This is a genomic window from Streptomyces sp. NPDC002328, assembly GCF_042890065.1.
In the GTDB taxonomy this organism is placed as follows: Bacteria; Actinomycetota; Actinomycetes; order Streptomycetales; family Streptomycetaceae; genus Streptomyces.
In genome coordinates this window covers 41,455-56,605 of the sequence record NZ_JBIARQ010000011.1, presented here as the reverse complement: position 1 = coordinate 56,605, position 15,151 = coordinate 41,455, and the positions used below count along the sequence as shown (strand labels likewise).

The window sequence follows — 15,151 nt, the reverse complement described above, 5'->3', positions numbered from 1 at the left end:
TCCGGACGTCCCGCCGTCAGGCGAGGGCCTGCACGGCGGCCGTGGCGAAGCCGTGGTCCTGCTCCGGCGCGCCGCCGCCGACGCCGATCGCGCCGATCAGCCGGCCGTCGCGGTGGACCGGTACGCCGCCCGCGATGAAGAGCAGCGGCCGGTCGAGCGCCGTGGGCAAGGTGTGGAAGAGGCCGCCGGGCTGCACGGCGTCGACGAGGTCCGCGGTCGGGGCGTTCAGCTGGAGCGCCGTGTAGGCCTTGCGGGTGCTCGTCTCGCCGGAGATCAGCACGGCGCGGTCGTCGCGGCGGAAGGCCAGCAGATGGCCCCCTGCGTCCAGGACGGTGACGCTGACCGTGACCCCGGCGGCCTCGGCGGCGCTGCGGGCGGCCGCAACGAGGACATCGGCGTCGTCGACGGTCAGGGGGGCGACGGCGGTGGTGGTGCTCATGGAAGGAACTTCTCTCTGTATTCGGTGCGGTCGTGGGGGGCCTGGCGAGGGAACGGCCCCGGCCGGGCCGGACGGCCTCAGTGGTGGACGGCGGTCCGCTGCTCGGCCGGCGTGCCGGCGGCTACGACGGAGCTCGAGGAGCCGTCCGCGTTCTCGCGGCGCTCCAGCGCGGCGGAGACGAAGGCGAGCAGCAGGGCGGCCGCGGCGAGGGCGGCGCCGACCCAGTTCGGGGCGGTGTAGCCCAGTCCGGCGGAGATGACGATGCCGCCGAGCCAGGCGGACAGGGCGTTGCCGAGGTTGAAGGCGCCGATGTTCACCGCCGAGGCGAGTGTCGGAGCGCCGTGCGCCTGATCGAGGACGCGCTTCTGGAGCGGCGGTACGGAGGCGAACCCCAGGGCGCCGATCAGAGCGATCGTGACGGCCGCGAGGGCCTTGTTGTGGGCGGTCAGCGTGAAGAGGGCCAGGACGACGGCCAGGGCGCCCAGAGAGACGTACAGCATCGGCATCAGGGCGCGGTCGGCGAACTTGCCGCCGAGAAGGTTGCCGCCGACCATGCCGAGCCCGAAGAGGACCAGCAGCCAGGTGACGGAGCCGTCGGCGAAGCCGGCCACGTGGGTCATCATCGGCGCGATGTAGGTGATGGCCGCGAACACGCCGCCGAAGCCGAGGACGGTCATCGCCATGGCGAGCAGGACCTGGGCGTTCTTGAACGCGGCCAGCTCGTGGCGCAGGCGTACGCCCTCCGGCTCGGGCATCTCGGGCACCAGCTTGGCAATGCCGACCAGGCCGACGACGCCGAGCGCGGCGACGACGGCGAAGGTGACACGCCAGCCGATGCTCTGCCCGACGAGGGTGCCCAGCGGGACGCCGACGACGTTGGCGACGGTCAGGCCGGTGAACATCATCGCGATGGCTCCCGCCTTCTTGTCGGGAGCGACCAGCTCGGCCGCGACGACCGAGCCGATGCCGAAGAACGCGCCGTGCGCCAGCGAGGCGACCACGCGGCCGGCCAGCATGACGCCGAAGGCGGGGGCGACGGCGGACAGCAGGTTGCCGACGATGAACAGGCCCATCAGCAGCATCAGCATCCGCTTGCGGGGAACCCTGGTGCCGAGCACGGTCATCAGCGGGGCGCCGAACATGACGCCCAGCGCGTAGCCCGTCACGAGGAAGCCCGCGGTGGGGATGGAGACCCCGAAGTCGCCCGCGACCTCGGGCAGCAGGCCCATGATCACGAACTCGGTCGTTCCGATCCCGAAGGCCCCGATCGCGAGGGCCAGGAGCGCGAGAGGCATGGTGGATACGCCTTCCGAAAAGATTGCAGGTGCGCTTTACGAGCGTCCACAATAGTTGCAGACGCGGGATACTTGCAAACGCCGTCTATTGCGATGTTGTTTTATCCTGGGCTCAGCCGCTCCGGGACGGAGGAAGGACGCCCATGACCGCCACGGACCCCGCACTCACCGCCCTCGCTCAGGGCTGGTGCGCCCTCTCCCTGCTGCACGGCAGGATCGAGGCGCACATCGAGCGCGCGCTCCAGGCCTGCCACGACCTGAGCGTGCGCGAGTACTCGCTGCTCGACGTGCTCAGCCGTCAGCACGACGGCGAGGGCGGCCACCTCCAGATGAAGCAGGTCGCCGACGCGGTCGTCCTCAGCCAGAGCGCCACCACCCGACTGGTGACGCGCCTCGAGGACCGGGGGCTCCTGGAGCGTTACCTCTGCCCCACTGATCGTCGCGGCATCTACACGAACGTCACCGAGGCCGGTCTCCGCCTCCTCGGCGCAGCCCGCCCGACCAATGACGCGGCGCTGCGCGAAGCCCTCGACGAGGCGGCCAGGAAGCCGGAGTTGGCCCCGCTCGTCCGGGTCGTGGAGAACCTGAGCACCGCGCCCGCCGCTGCATAGGCTGCGGCCATGGGAGATCTTGAAATACGTGCCGCCGTCGCCGATGACGTCCCCGCGATCGTCGCCATGCTCGCTGACGACGCCCTGGGCGCGCAGCGGGAGTCACCGGACGACCTCGCCCCCTACCTCACCGCCCTGGAACGTCTCAGCGCGGACCCGAACCAGCGCCTGGTCGTCGCCGTTCGGGAAGGCCGCGTCGTCGGCACGCTCCAGTTGACGATCGTTCCGGGCCTCTCCCGGCGCGGGGCCACCCGGTCGATCATCGAGGGCGTACGCGTCCATGCCGACGAGCGCGGCAGTGGCCTCGGTACGCGGTTCATCGAGTGGGCGATCGAGGAGTCCCGGCGAGCGGACTGCCGGTTGGTGCAGTTGACGTCCGACTCCACCCGCACCGACGCCCACCGCTTCTACGAGCGGCTGGGTTTCGAGGCCTCGCACGTCGGCTTCAAGCTCCCCCTCTGAAGCTGCGGCAAGCAGGGAGAAGCAGCCCGCGGGAAGCGCCCTGTTTCACGTGAAACAGGGCGCTTCCTGACTCATCGTCGACTGAAGCGGGCTAACCGATCCCCCGCCATCCCTCCGGGTCGACGCCACCGGGTACGTCGGCGCCCTCGTCGTACGGCTGACGGGTCAACACGAACGAGCCGAGGTCCAGGTGGTCCACGGTGCCGTCCGGGCGTCGTACGGCCCGGAGGAGCTCGTCCGTGAAGTAGCCGTCCAGCCCCGTCCAGGTGCCGTCGTCGTTCGGCCGGAACCGTGAGCGCCGGCCGCCGCCGGAGAGCGGTCCGAGGAAGAGCAGCCCGTCAGCCGTGATCCGCAGTGCGTAGGGGCTGGTCCCCCAGTACCACTGGCCCGTCAGCTCCAGGACCGAGGCGTCGGCCTCCGGCAGGGGCCGCCATGGCTCGGGAATCCGCGGCTCGGCCTCGGCGACGATACGGACGAGGTCGGCGGCCACCTGGGTCACCAGCGGGCCGGAGGTGCAGTCGGCGAGCACCACCGCGGCGACGTCGTCGGCGACGCTCAGCGTGAGGCTCGCCAGGAATCCCGGCACCGAACCGGAGTGGCCCGCGAGCACGCGACCGCCCTGGTTCTCGATCCGCAGACCCAGCCCGTAAGCGCCGCCGTCGGCGAAGTCCGCCGGGTCGGCCGGCGCGGCGGGCGTCCGCATCTCCCGCAGCGACTCCGCGCTCAGCACCCGGTCGTCGCCGTGCGCGAGGAAGGCCGCGAACCGGGCCAGATCCCCGGACGTCGACCAGAGTTGACCGGCCGCGGCCATCCGTCCGAAGTCCTCGACGGGTTCGGGCAGCATGACGTCGGCCCACGGGTGCACCGCCCAGCCGCCCGCGTGAGGGGGCTCGGGACGTGCACTCGTACGGTCCAGGCTCAGGGGTTCGAGCACTTCACGCCGTAGCACCTCGTCCCACGGCGCTCCCCGGAGCTCTTCCACAAGAGCCCCCAGGAGGCCGTAACCGGGGTTGGAGTAGTGGAACCGGCGGCCGGCCGGATGCAGCACGGGACGGTCGCCGAGGACGTCGGTGAGGCCGGGACGCAACGCGCCCGGCGTCCGCTCCCACCAGGGCCCGGGCGTTTCGGCCGCCAGCCCGCCGGTGTGGGCGAGCAGCTGCGCGATCGTCGCCTCTCCCGCACCCGTGCCCGGCAGATGCTTCTCCAGGGGATCCCCGAGGTCGAGTGCCCCCTCGTCGCGCAGCCGCAGCACGAGCACCGCGGTGAAGGTCTTGGTGATCGAACCGATGCGGTACTGCACGTTCTCGTCTGGCGCGTGCCCGTCGACCGAGGTCCGCGCCCCGTGCCACACGGCTCGCCCGTCCCGTACGACGGCGGCGACCAGCGACGGAGACCGCCCCTCGGCCTGGGCCACGGCGATCCTGTGCAGCAGCGCACGCCGGGTACCGGGGAGCAGCTCTTCCTGCGATGTCGTCATGGGGCCAGTCCACCTGGCGTGACAGCGTGAGTCGAGCCCATTTCACCGGCCCGTGCAGGGTCTCGGGCTACCGGCGAGCCCGGATCGCGCACCGATGAGTTTCCCGCGCCGCGTCGGTCTGTACACCGGCACCCACGGACGGAAGGCTGGGCCATGCGGAAACTGATCTACGGCATGAACCTGACCCTGGACGGCTACATCGCCGCCGCCGACGACGACATCAGCTGGGGCGGGCCGCCGAGCGACGAGCTGTTCCAGTGGTGGCTCGACCACGAGCTGGCGAGTGGTCTGTCGCTGTACGGGCGCAAGCTGTGGGAGACGATGAGCTCCTACTGGCCGACCGGCGACCAGCAGCCCGACGCCAGCCCGGCGGAGATCGAGTTCGCACGGAACTGGCGGGACACGCCGAAGGTGGTGTTCTCCTCGACGATCGACAAGGTCGACTGGAACACCCGCCTGGTCACCGGCGACGCGATCGCCGAGATCACCCGGCTCAAGGCCGAGGACGGCGGCCCCATGAGCATCGGCGGCGCAACGCTCGCCGGGGCGGCCATGCGCGCCGGGCTGATCGACGAGTACGCGATCGCCACCCATCCGGTCCTGGTGGGCAGCGGCACGCCGTTCTTCACCGCACTGGACAACTGGGTGAACCTGAACCTGGTGGAGACGCGGACGTTCCCCGGCGGCGTGATCGTCACCCGGTACCGGACGAGACACTGAGCGACGTCAGCCGCGAGGCCCTACAGCCCGGCGGCTCAGGTCTGGGCCATGTCCACGAAGCGGGAGTAGTGGCCCTGGAAGGCGACGGTGATCGTCGCCGTCGGGCCGTTACGGTGCTTGGCCACGATCAGGTCGGCCTCGCCCGCGCGCGGTGACTCCTTCTCGTAGGCGTCCTCGCGGTGCAGCAGGATGACCATGTCGGCGTCCTGCTCGATGGAGCCCGACTCACGCAGGTCGGAGACCATCGGCTTCTTGTCGGTGCGCTGCTCGGGGCCACGGTTGAGCTGGGACAGCGCGATCACCGGGACCTCCAGCTCCTTGGCGAGGAGCTTGAGGTTACGGGACATGTCCGAGACCTCCTGCTGGCGGTTCTCGGCACGCTTGGAGCCGCCCGACTGCATCAGCTGGAGGTAGTCGATGACGACCAGCCGGATGTCGTTGCGCTGCTTGAGCCGGCGGCACTTGGCGCGGATCTCCATCATCGACAGGTTCGGGGAGTCGTCGATGAAGAGCGGGGCGGCCGAGACGTCCGGCATACGGCGGGCCAGCCGGGTCCAGTCCTCGTCGGTCATCGTGCCGGACCGCATGTGGTGCAGGGCGACCCGGGCCTCGGCGGACAGCAGACGCATCGCGATCTCGTTGCGGCCCATCTCCAGGGAGAAGATGACGCTGGGCAGGTTGTTCTTGATCGACGCGGCGCGCGCGAAGTCCAGCGCGAGCGTGGACTTACCCATGGCGGGACGGGCCGCGATGACGATCATCTGGCCCGGGTGCAGCCCGTTGGTGAGCGAGTCGAAGTCGGTGAACCCGGTCGGCACACCGGTCATCTCGCCGCTGCGCGAGCCGATCGCCTCGATCTCGTCGAGGGCGCCTTCCATGATGTCGCCGAGCGGGAGGTAGTCCTCGCTGGTGCGCTGCTCGGTGACCGCGTAGATCTCCGCCTGAGCGCGGTTGACGATCTCGTCGACGTCGTCGTCGGCCGCGTATCCCATCTGGGTGATCCGCGTGCCGGCCTCGACCAGGCGGCGCAGGACCGCCCGCTCGTGCACGATCTCCGCGTAGTACTCGGCGTTGGCCGCTGTGGGCACCGTCTGGACCAGCGTGTGCAGGTACGACGCGCCGCCGACCTTGTTGATCTCGCCGCGCTTGGTGAGCTCGGCGGCGATCGTGATGGGGTCGGCCGGTTCGCCCTTGGCGTAGACGTCGAGGATCGCCTGGTAGATCGTCTCGTGCGCGGGCTTGTAGAAGTCGTGGCCCTTGAGGATCTCGACCACGTCGGCGATGGCGTCCTTGGACAGGAGCATGCCGCCGAGCACCGACTGCTCGGCGTCCAGATCCTGCGGCGGCACCCGCTCGAAGGCCGTGCCGCCGCCTTCCCACTCGCCGTTGTCCCGGCCTCGGTCGTGCTGTTCGTCCCGCCCGCGGCCGGCGTCGCCACGCCGCCGGGAAGAAGGCAGACGATCGCTGGGGCCGCTGTCGGCCCAGGGATCGTCCAAGGGCTCGGAAATGCTCACCGAGCCACCTCCTCCCGTCCGCGGAGCGGACCTCGCCGCGCACGTCATTTCTACGTCACGGCACTGACAACTGAGAGGCCCAACTCCGGTTCTCGCGGGCCTGATCTGAGGGGGCTCCCCAGTCGACTCCGCAGCCGGTGGACGGAGCGGGCGCCGGACCACGGTAGGCCCGCGGGCACCGTCAGCCAATCTGGTTATCCACAGGCCATGTGGACGACGGCCCGGATGCTGTGGAGAACTCCGCAAAACCTGTGCACGACCCGGTGGACAGCCCTGTGAACAAGCCCTCTTCTTTTTTCTCGCCACCAAGCTGACCTGCACTTTTCCCATCCACCGGCTGTGCAGAAGAAAAACTTTCCCAGTCGGGCCAAGATCGCTTCGAACGGTGCGCGAGAAGTCAGCGGACCGAAAGATCAGTAAGGGTCATATCACACTTGTGTCGCTTACCTGTGGAAGATTAGATTGGTGCTCATGACACAGGCTCCCGCGACCGCCAAGGCCACCCGGCGACAGCACGATCGAGAGATCGTCGCACTGGCCGTCCCGGCCTTCGGCGCACTCGTCGCCGAGCCTCTTTTCGTCATGGTCGACAGCGCGATCGTGGGCCACCTCGGCACCGCCCAGCTCGCCGGCCTCGGCATCGCCTCCGCACTCCTCATGACCGCGGTCAGCGTCTTCGTCTTCCTCGCCTACGCCACCACGGCGGCCGTCGCCCGTCGCGTGGGCGCCGGCGACCTTCCGGCCGCGATCCGCCAGGGCATGGACGGCATCTGGCTGGCTCTGCTCCTCGGCGCCGCCGTGATCGCCGTCGTCCTGCCCACGGCCCCCGCCCTCGTGGAAGTCTTCGGCGCTTCCGAGACGGCCGCCCCGTACGCGACCACCTATCTGCGCATCTCGGCTCTCGGCATCCCGGCCATGCTCGTCGTACTGGCCGCGACCGGCGTCCTGCGCGGGCTCCAGGACACGAGGACACCGCTCTACGTCGCCATAGCGGGCTTCGTGGCCAACGCCGTCCTCAACGTCGGACTCGTCTACGGCGCGGAACTCGGCATCGCGGGCTCCGCCTGGGGCACCGTCGTCGCTCAGTGCGGGATGGCCGCGGTCTACCTCGTCGTGGTGATCCGGGGCGCCCGCCGCCACGGCGCCTCGCTGCGTCCCGACGCCGCCGGCATCCGGGCGTCGGCCCAGGCGGGCGTGCCCCTGCTGGTGCGCACCCTCTCCCTGCGAGCCGTCCTCATGATCGCCACAGCCGTGGCGGCGCGACTCGGTGACGCCGACATCGCGGCGCACCAGATCGTCCTGTCGCTGTGGAGCCTGCTCTCGTTCGCCCTCGACGCCATCGCCATCGCCGGACAGGCCATCATCGGGCGCTACCTCGGTGCCGGCGACACCCGTGGGGCCCGGGAGGCCTGTCGCCGCATGGTCGAGTGGGGCCTCGCCGTGGGTGTGGTGCTGGGCGTGCTGGTGGTGCTCGCCCGGCCGCTCTTCCTGCCGCTGTTCACCGGCGATCCGGTCGTGAAGGACGCCGCGCTGCCGGCCCTGCTCGTGGTGGCCCTCTCCCAGCCCATCTGCGGCATCGTCTTCGTCCTGGACGGTGTGCTGATGGGCGCGGGCGACGGCCCCTACCTCGCCTGGGCGATGGTGCTCATCCTGGCCGTCTTCGCTCCGGTCGCCCTGCTGGTGCCGGTCCTCGGCGGAGGGCTGACCGCCCTCTGGGGAGCGATGACGCTGATGATGGCGATGCGGTTGCTCACCCTCTGGCTCCGTGCCCGCTCGGGCCGCTGGATCGTCACCGGCGCGACGCGCTGACGTCGCACACGCCACGGACACCGCACACGCCGCACGCCGCACGCCGCACCGCAACGTCCCGCCCACGTTTCACGTGAAACCGGCCCTCAGTCCAGGAGCCGCTTCCGAGCATGCGGAAGGGGCCGCACCCCTAAAGGTGCGGCCCCTTCTTCAGCTCTATCAGCCGAGTGCGGCGATCAGGCCGCGATGACCTCGATGTTGACCTTGGCGGCCACCTCGGGGTGCAGACGCACGGACGTCTCGTGGGCGCCCAGGGTCTTGATCGGCGCACCGAGCTCGATGCGGCGCTTGTCGACCTCGGGGCCACCGGCAGCCTTGATCGCCGAGGCGATGTCGGCCGGGGTGACGGAACCGAAGAGACGACCGGCGTCGCCGGAGCGGACGGCCAGGCGGACCTTCACGCCCTCGAGCTGGGCCTTCACGGAGTTGGCCTGCTCGATGGTCTGGATCTCGTGGATCTTGCGAGCGCGACGGATCTGCTCGACGTCCTTCTCGCCGCCCTTGGTCCAGCGGATAGCGAACTTCCGCGGGATCAGGTAGTTGCGAGCGTAGCCGTCCTTGACGTCGACGACGTCGCCCGCGGCGCCGAGGCCGGAGACCTCGTGGGTGAGGATGATCTTCATGTGTCGGTCACCCTTCCCTTATCGCGCGGTGGCGGTGTAGGGCAGCAGCGCCATCTCACGGCTGTTCTTCACGGCCGTGGCGACGTCACGCTGGTGCTGCGTGCAGTTGCCGGTCACGCGGCGGGCACGGATCTTGCCGCGGTCGGAAATGAACTTCCGCAGCATGTTCGTGTCCTTGTAGTCCACGTACGTGACCTTGTCCTTGCAGAAAGCGCAGACCTTCTTCTTCGGCTTGCGCACAGGCGGCTTCGCCATGGTGTTTCTCCTGTGTGATCAAGAAGTTGGGGTACGAGCCCGCCCTCAGAAGGGGGGCTCGTCCGAGTAGCCGCCGCCACCGCCGCCGCCGGAGCTTCCACCCCAGCCGCCACCGCCGCCCTGGTTGCCGCCGGCGGGAGCGCTGGTCGCCCACGGGTCGTCGGAGGGAGCTCCGCCGCCCTGCTGCTGGCCGCCGCCGGAGCCACCGCCCCAGCCGCCGCCACCCTGGCCACCGCCGCCGTAACCGCCGCCGCCACCCTGGCCACCGCGACCGGTGGTCTTGGTGACCTTGGCCGTGGCGTTGCGCAGGCTGGGGCCGACTTCCTCGACGTCCAGCTCGTAGACCGTGCGCTTGACGCCCTCACGGTCCTCGTAGGACCGCTGCTTCAGCCGACCCTGCACGACGACGCGCATGCCTCGCTGGAGCGACTCGGCGACGTTCTCCGCCGCCTGACGCCAGACCGAGCAGGTGAGGAAGAGGCTCTCGCCGTCCTTCCACTCGTTCGTCTGGCGGTCGAAGGTGCGGGGGGTGGACGCGACACGGAACTTCGCGACCGCCGCACCGGAGGGGGTGAAGCGCAGCTCGGGGTCATCGACAAGATTGCCGATGACCGTGATGACGGTCTCGCCTGCCATGGGGAACCTCTCGGCGGGTTTGCTGCTGCTGGCTGCTGGTGCTGCTACTCAGATTCCCGAGATCAGCTGAGCGGGAGAGCTCAGTGGGTCTCGGGACGGAGGACCTTGGTCCGGAGGACCGACTCGTTCAGGTTCATCTGGCGGTCGAGCTCCTTGACGACCGCAGGCTCGGCCTGAAGGTCGATGACCGAGTAGATGCCCTCGGGCTTCTTCTTGATCTCGTAGGCGAGACGACGACGGCCCCAGGTGTCGACCTTCTCCACCTTTCCGTTGCCCTCACGGACGACGGAAAGGAAGTTCTCGATCAGCGGGGAGACAGCGCGCTCCTCGAGATCGGGGTCGAGGATGACCATCACCTCGTAGTGACGCATGTGGAACCCACCTCCTTCGGACTCAGCGGCCACGGTCGTTCCGTGGCAGGAGGGTTGTGATGCGTACGCAACGGTATCGGCCGCCACTGACAGTCGGGGGCGGCTTGCGACATCCCCGCGCCGAGCTGGGCGGACTCCCTGGCTGTGCCTGGGCAGACACCGGTGCAGACGCTACAGACTACCTGCACGCGTGCTTGCGGTTGAAATCAGGCCGGGAGGACCCTCAATCTGTACACATCGGGTGTGTACGGCGCTACGTTGCGCCGCCTTCCGCAGGAGGTGCCCCATGGCACAGGCATTGCGACCCAACACCGCCGGCTCTCTCTTCGCCACCGACGGCAAACCCCATCCGGTCCAGCGCGCTCTGATGGCCACGACCCTGGTTCTCGGGGTGGTGGCCTTCGTCACGGCGATGTTCGACAGTCTCCACCTGCTCAGCTCGTGGGCCGGCCTGGTGGGGATCGTCGCCGGCGCGTACGGGCAGTGGATCTCCGAGACCACCCGTGAGCGCTTCTTCCTGATCCTCGGCCTCGGCGCCTCCAGCGTCGGCTTCGGCCTCGGCATGGCGAACGGCGGCCTCTTCGGCGGCCTCTGGTGAGCTGACCGCCGACGGACCGGCCCCGGACACCGCCCGGACCACCCCGGCCCGACGGCCGGACACCGCCCCGGTCCGGCGACCGGGCACCGCCCGGGACCGACGCCGGACCCCCCGGACCGACGACCGGAGACCACCCCGCACCGACGCCGTACCGCCCCCGCACACCGTCCGCACCCCACCACCACACCGCCATCACTCGCCCCGCGAGCCGCCCCGACCGTCCGTCGGCCGGGGCGAAGGGCCTGTGCACCCCGTAGGGCTGCTCCCCAGGCGCAGTAGGCTTCGGCGCGAGAGCCGGAGCCCCTGTACCCATGGGGACACACCAGCCCGAGGAGCGCCCCGAATGAGCCTGACCCTGAGGACGATCAGCCGCGAGCAGCATCTGGCGTACATCCAGAGCCTGCCGTCGGCGAGCCACATGCAGGTTCCGGCCTGGGCAGACGTCAAGGCCGAATGGCGTTCGGAGAACCTCGGCTGGTTCGACGGCAGGACCGGTGAGCTCGTCGGCGTGGGTCTCGTCCTCTACCGCCAACTCCCGAAGATCAAGCGCTATTTGGCCTATCTGCCCGAGGGCCCGGTCATCAACTGGTATGCGCCGAATCTGACCGAGTGGCTGGAACCGATGCTCGCGCATCTCAGGCAGCAGGGCGCCTTCTCCGTGAAGATGGGCCCGCCAGTGATCATCCGGCGCTGGGAGGCCGCCTCCATCAAGGCGGGCATCCAGAACCCGGATGTGAAGCGACTGCGCGACATCGAGGCCGACTTCATCGAGCCGCGCGCCTTCGAGGTGGCCGACAAGCTGCGCCGGATGGGCTGGCAGCAGGGCGAGGACGGCGGCGCCGGCTTCGGCGACGTCCAGCCCCGTTACGTGTACCAGGTGCCGCTGGCGAACCGTTCCCTTGAAGAGGTCCACAAGAACTTCAACCAGCTGTGGCGCCGCAACATCAAGAAGGCCGAGAAGGCCGGCGTCGAGGTCGTCCAGGGCGGTTACCACGACCTGGAGGAGTGGCAGCGGCTGTACGAGATCACGGCCGTGCGCGATCACTTCCGGCCACGTCCGCTGTCGTACTTCCAGCGCATGTGGACGGCCCTCAACACCGAGGACCCCAACCGCATGCGGTTGTACTTCGCCCGTCACGACGGCGTGAACCTGTCGGCGGCGACCATGCTGATCGTCGGCGGCCACGTCTGGTACTCCTACGGCGCGTCCGACAACATCGGCCGCGAGTTCCGCCCCTCGAACGCCATGCAGTGGCGGATGCTGCGCGACGCCTACGCGCTCGGCGCGACCGTCTACGACCTGCGCGGCATCTCCGACTCGCTGGACGAGTCGGACCACCTGTTCGGCCTGATCCAGTTCAAGGTCGGCACGGGCGGACAGGCCGCCGAGTACCTCGGCGAGTGGGACTTCCCGCTGAACAAGCTGCTCCACAAGGCGCTCGACATCTACATGTCGCGCCGCTGAGCACGCGTTCGCCGCTTCGCGGACGTCACCGGCGGACGTCCGCCATCCGACGTCATCGTCCGACGTCACCAGCCGGGACAGCTCTCCTCCCTCCGAGCTTCCCTCACTCCCGACACTCCCCAGCCACGAGAAAGGTTCCGGGTCCGGCCATGGCGCTCACGCTTTACGTCGACACCGCGCGCTGGCGGGCGCATCACAAGCACGTGCAGGAGCAGTTCCCGGGACTCGTCCCGGTCTGCAAGGGCAACGGCTACGGATTCGGCCACGAGCGGCTGGCGGAGGAGGCCACGCGGCTGGGCTCCGACGTCCTCGCCGTCGGCACCACGTACGAGGCCGCGCGGATCAAGGACTTCTTCAGCGGTGACCTGCTGGTACTGACGCCCTACCGGCGAGGCGAGGAGCCCGTCCCGCTGCCCGACCGGGTCGTGCGCTCGGTGTCGTCGGTCGACGGCGTGTACGGGCTCGTGGGCGCTCGCGTGGTCATCGAGGTGATGTCCTCGATGAAGCGGCACGGCATCAGCGAGCAGGACCTGCCGCAGCTGCACGCCGCCATAGAGAACGTCCGCCTCGAAGGGTTCGCGATCCACCTGCCGCTGGACCGCACCGACGGCTCCGACGCCGTCGAGGAGGTCATCGGCTGGATGGACCGGCTGCGCGCGGCCCGGCTGCCGCTGCACACGATGTTCGTGAGCCACCTCAAGGCCGAGGAACTCGCCCGGTTGCAGCAGCAGTTCCCGCAGACCCGGTTCCGCGCCCGCATCGGCACGCGGCTGTGGCTGGGGGACCACGAGGCCACCGAGTACCGCGGGGCAGTCCTGGACGTCACCCGTGTCGCCAAGGGCGACCGGTTCGGCTACCGCCAGCAGAAGGCCGCCTCCGACGGCTTCCTGGTGGTCGTGGCGGGCGGCACGTCGCACGGGGTGGGCCTGGAGGCTCCCAAGGCCCTGCACGGCGTCATGCCGCGCGCCAAGGGCGTCGCCCGGGCCGGCCTCGCCACGGTGAACCGGAACCTCTCGCCGTTCGTCTGGGGCGGCAAGCAGCGCTGGTTCGCCGAGCCGCCGCACATGCAGGTGTCGATCCTGTTCGTCCCGTCGGACGCCCCGGAGCCCCAGGTCGGCGACGAGCTCGTGGCCCATCTGCGGCACACCACCACACAGTTCGACCGGATCCTGGACCGCTGAGCACAGCGCGGGGACCACGAAGGCCGTACACGGAACTTCCGTGTACGGCCTTTCGTCTGTGGTCTCCCGCCGAGCGGCCTCTCGTCCGCTCGGGCAGCGCCGTGTTCGCTCAGGGCGAACTGTCGGCCGCCTCCTGCTTGCCCCACTCCACCGCGGGGCGGTCGAAGTGGGCCGCGGGCCGGGACGGACGGGCCGCTGAGCCGAAGACGAAGACGTCCTCCGCCCCGTCGAGCACACCGCCCGAGGGATCGTCCTCGCCGGTCTGCCGGACCACGTCCCGCTCCGGCACCAGGATGTCCCGCACCACCATGACGCACAGGTAGAGGGTGCCCAGCAGGTGCACGCCGACGGCCCAGTGGTAGCCGTCGGTCGGCAGTCCCTTGTGGGCGTCTCCGCTGGTCGTGTACGCGAGGTACATCCAGATCCCCAGGAAGTACATGACCTCGGCCGCCTGCCAGATCAGGAAGTCCCGCCACTTGGGCCGGGCCAGGGCGGCCAGCGGCACCAGCCACAGGACGTACTGCGGCGAGTAGACCTTGTTGGTGAGGATGAAGGCCGCGACCATCAGGAAGGCGAGCTGGGCGAAGCGGGGTCGGCGCGGGGCGGTCAGCGTGAGTCCCGCGATGCCGATCGCGGACACCAGGACCAGGCCGGTGGCCAGCGTGTTGACGCTGTCGGTGGTGAGGGGGTCGTCGGAGTTCTGGGCCAGGATCAGCCAGAAGGAGCCGAAGTCGACGCCGCGCTCCTGGCTGAACGTGTAGAACTTCGACCAGCCCTCGAAGGCGAAGAGCATCACCGGCAGGTTCACCACGAGCCAGGCGACGAGCGCGCCACCGACGGCGGTGACGTACTCCCGCCACTTCCCCGCGCGCCAGCACAGGACCAGCAGCGGTCCCAGCAGGAAGACGGGATAGAGCTTGGCGGCCGTGGCGAGCCCCAGGAGGACGCCGAAGGCGAGGGGACGGCTCCGGGACCACATCAGCATCGCCGCGGCCGTCAGAGCGACCGCCAGCAGGTCCCAGTTGATCGTGGCGGTCAGGGCGAAGGCGGGCGCCAGGGCGACCAGCAGACCGTCCCAGGGGCGCCGGGTGTGCGTACGGGTCACGCACACGGCGATGACCGCCGCGCACGCCATCAGCATCCCGGCGTTGACCATCCAGTACCACTGCTCCTGGTGCTGGATGCTGCCGCTGCCCGGCGTCAGCCAGCTGGCCACCTCCATGAAGACACCCGTGAGCACCGGGTACTCGAGGTACGCCATGTCGCCGGGGAGCTTGTCGAAGTACGGCACGAGCCCGTCGGCGAAACCGCGCCCCTGGTAGAGGTGCGGGATGTCCGAATAGCAGGCCTGCGTGTACTGCGAGCTGGCCCCGTAGAACCAGCCGCCGTTGTAGCAGGGAGCCTTCTGGACCAGGCCGAGGGCGAACATCCCGATCGCCACGAGCGCGATGACCCGTACGGGAGTCAGCCAGGAGGTCCCGGTCAGGGCTCGCCGTCCCAGAGGGCCGCCGATCAGTTCGCTGCCGGCCGCAGCGATCTCGTCGTCCTTGGTGGGCCGTACCGGCTCCGGCTCGTGCACGCGCGCTGGCGTCGATTCTGCACTGGGCATGGGCCACATCCTGCCGTACGCACCTAGGAAAACGCCGAGGGCCGCCCCACCTGGTCGGGTGGGGCGGCCCTCGTTTCACGTGAAAC

Annotated in this window: 16 protein-coding genes; 7 read left to right on the top strand and 9 right to left on the bottom strand. The window is 69.7% G+C overall.

Annotated features, from left to right (window positions below):
* Nucleotides 1–16: 16 nt before the first annotated feature.
* Nucleotides 17–439, bottom strand: a complete 423-nt coding sequence (locus tag ACFYX4_RS25585) for a heme-binding protein (protein ID WP_389337769.1) — start codon at nucleotides 437–439, stop codon at nucleotides 17–19.
* Nucleotides 440–516: 77 nt separating this feature from the next.
* Nucleotides 517–1,734, bottom strand: a complete 1,218-nt coding sequence (locus ACFYX4_RS25580) for an MFS transporter (protein ID WP_389337766.1) — start codon at nucleotides 1,732–1,734, stop codon at nucleotides 517–519.
* Nucleotides 1,735–1,877: 143 nt separating this feature from the next.
* Here ACFYX4_RS25580 and ACFYX4_RS25575 point away from each other — a divergent pair, with 143 nt between their 5' ends.
* Together ACFYX4_RS25575 and ACFYX4_RS25570 are read left to right on the top strand one after the other, a co-directional pair.
* Entirely contained in the window at nucleotides 1,878–2,345 is a 468-nt protein-coding gene (locus tag ACFYX4_RS25575; protein ID WP_389337762.1) for a MarR family winged helix-turn-helix transcriptional regulator, read from the top strand.
* 9 nt (nucleotides 2,346–2,354) lie between these two features.
* Complete coding sequence (locus tag ACFYX4_RS25570; protein WP_389337758.1) at nucleotides 2,355–2,807, top strand: GNAT family N-acetyltransferase; 453 nt, start codon at nucleotides 2,355–2,357, stop codon at nucleotides 2,805–2,807.
* Between the two features lie 91 nt (nucleotides 2,808–2,898).
* Here the strand turns inward: ACFYX4_RS25570 and ACFYX4_RS25565 are convergent, their stop codons facing one another.
* The gene (locus ACFYX4_RS25565) at nucleotides 2,899–4,284 is read right to left on the bottom strand and encodes a serine hydrolase domain-containing protein (RefSeq protein ID WP_389337755.1); all 1,386 of its coding nucleotides are present in this window, start codon (nucleotides 4,282–4,284) and stop codon (nucleotides 2,899–2,901) included.
* A 153-nt stretch (nucleotides 4,285–4,437) separates the two neighbouring features.
* Here ACFYX4_RS25565 and ACFYX4_RS25560 point away from each other — a divergent pair, with 153 nt between their 5' ends.
* Nucleotides 4,438–5,004, top strand: coding sequence for a dihydrofolate reductase family protein (locus ACFYX4_RS25560; protein ID WP_389337752.1), 567 nt, complete (start codon nucleotides 4,438–4,440; stop codon nucleotides 5,002–5,004).
* A 35-nt stretch (nucleotides 5,005–5,039) separates the two neighbouring features.
* On the opposite strand, the gene dnaB is transcribed toward ACFYX4_RS25560, so the two are convergent.
* A complete protein-coding gene (gene dnaB, locus ACFYX4_RS25555) occupies nucleotides 5,040–6,518 on the bottom strand; it encodes a replicative DNA helicase (RefSeq protein ID WP_389337749.1) in 1,479 nt (492 codons plus the stop codon).
* 471 nt (nucleotides 6,519–6,989) lie between these two features.
* Between dnaB and ACFYX4_RS25550 the strand changes: the two genes are divergently transcribed.
* Nucleotides 6,990–8,327 carry an MATE family efflux transporter gene (locus ACFYX4_RS25550; protein ID WP_389337746.1) on the top strand — a complete coding sequence of 446 codons (1,338 nt, stop codon included), beginning with the start codon at nucleotides 6,990–6,992 and terminating at the stop codon, nucleotides 8,325–8,327.
* A 176-nt stretch (nucleotides 8,328–8,503) separates the two neighbouring features.
* On the opposite strand, the gene rplI is transcribed toward ACFYX4_RS25550, so the two are convergent.
* From rplI to rpsF, 4 genes are all read right to left on the bottom strand, one after another.
* Complete coding sequence (rplI, locus tag ACFYX4_RS25545; RefSeq protein ID WP_389337743.1) at nucleotides 8,504–8,950, bottom strand: 50S ribosomal protein L9; 447 nt, start codon at nucleotides 8,948–8,950, stop codon at nucleotides 8,504–8,506.
* Nucleotides 8,951–8,968: 18 nt separating this feature from the next.
* Entirely contained in the window at nucleotides 8,969–9,205 is a 237-nt protein-coding gene (gene rpsR / locus ACFYX4_RS25540; RefSeq protein ID WP_130439187.1) for a 30S ribosomal protein S18, read from the bottom strand.
* 45 nt (nucleotides 9,206–9,250) lie between these two features.
* Nucleotides 9,251–9,841 (bottom strand): single-stranded DNA-binding protein, encoded by a 591-nt coding sequence (locus ACFYX4_RS25535; RefSeq protein WP_389337739.1) that lies wholly within the window; start codon nucleotides 9,839–9,841, stop codon nucleotides 9,251–9,253.
* 80 nt (nucleotides 9,842–9,921) lie between these two features.
* The gene (gene rpsF, locus ACFYX4_RS25530; protein WP_004950685.1) at nucleotides 9,922–10,212 is read right to left on the bottom strand and encodes a 30S ribosomal protein S6; all 291 of its coding nucleotides are present in this window, start codon (nucleotides 10,210–10,212) and stop codon (nucleotides 9,922–9,924) included.
* 286 nt (nucleotides 10,213–10,498) lie between these two features.
* On the opposite strand from rpsF, the gene ACFYX4_RS25525 reads away from it, so the two are divergent.
* From ACFYX4_RS25525 to ACFYX4_RS25515, 3 genes are all read left to right on the top strand, one after another.
* Entirely contained in the window at nucleotides 10,499–10,810 is a 312-nt protein-coding gene (locus ACFYX4_RS25525) for a hypothetical protein (protein ID WP_389337736.1), read from the top strand.
* Nucleotides 10,811–11,153: 343 nt separating this feature from the next.
* Nucleotides 11,154–12,275, top strand: a complete 1,122-nt coding sequence (gene femX, locus ACFYX4_RS25520) for a peptidoglycan bridge formation glycyltransferase FemX (protein WP_389337733.1) — start codon at nucleotides 11,154–11,156, stop codon at nucleotides 12,273–12,275.
* Nucleotides 12,276–12,424: 149 nt separating this feature from the next.
* Nucleotides 12,425–13,456 (top strand): alanine racemase, encoded by a 1,032-nt coding sequence (locus tag ACFYX4_RS25515; protein ID WP_389337730.1) that lies wholly within the window; start codon nucleotides 12,425–12,427, stop codon nucleotides 13,454–13,456.
* A gap of 109 nt (nucleotides 13,457–13,565) precedes the next feature.
* Here the strand turns inward: ACFYX4_RS25515 and ACFYX4_RS25510 are convergent, their stop codons facing one another.
* On the bottom strand, nucleotides 13,566–15,065 hold the full coding sequence (locus tag ACFYX4_RS25510) for a glycosyltransferase family 87 protein (protein WP_389337727.1): 1,500 nt from the start codon (nucleotides 15,063–15,065) through the stop codon (nucleotides 13,566–13,568).
* Nucleotides 15,066–15,151 lie beyond the last annotated feature (86 nt).